The organism is Streptococcus oralis (assembly GCF_001578945.1).
Lineage (GTDB): Bacteria > Bacillota > Bacilli > Lactobacillales > Streptococcaceae > Streptococcus > Streptococcus oralis_Q.
Map to the genome: position 1 here is coordinate 1 of NZ_KQ969584.1, position 743 is coordinate 743.

The window sequence follows — 743 nt, forward strand, 5'->3', positions numbered from 1 at the left end:
CAATTGGATCTCTTCCGTATCGGTGGGATGGGCGAAGTTGTCTCAAGTAGCCTGTCAGACACTGAAGAACTTGATCACGCACACCTTAGTTTTAACACGCTAGCGGGAATAGGAGGAATTCTGGCCGCGGGAGCTGCAGGATTTGTGATGACTCAAGAACAAACTGTGTACGCAGATGAGACATCTGAACATGCAGAAACGGATAAGACAGTCATCGCTGCTGAACCGAAAGCGGCTGAAACAACTGAAACAAGTACCAACTCAATTATCGCTCAAGCGCAAGCAGAAGTAAAGAAAGCTCAAGCAGAACAAGCATCTGCAACAGCTTCTCTATCAGTCAGTCAATCTGTTGAGGCACAAGCGAGTGCGAGTCAGTCAGCTTCAGTCAGTCAATCTGCCTCAGCGAGCCAGTCAACATCAGCGAGCCAGTCAACATCAGCATCTGCGAGTGTCTCTGCATCAGTCAGTCAGTCAGCAACTCCAGCCTCTGCCTCAGCGAGCCAGTCAACATCAGCTCCTGCGTCAGCTTCAGCTAGTGTAAAGACGTCAGTATCTACTAGCGCTCAAGCGCCGGTATCTGTAGTTGAGAGCACCTCAGCTGTTAGCGAACCATCAGCTCAGGCTTCTGTATCTACCTCTACTTCAGCATCGCTCAATCTCAAGGTTAACCCTGCGGCAAGTCTTGTATCAGGTAGTGCTAACCAAAGTTTGGCAAGCGCAGTTGTTAGCAACAGCCAAGCAGC

General features: G+C 49.8%; 1 pseudogene. It reads left to right on the forward strand.

What is annotated here, in order from left to right:
- Positions 1-743, forward strand: a pseudogene (locus tag SORDD16_RS09855) (accessory Sec-dependent LPXTG-anchored adhesin); the annotation flags it as partial.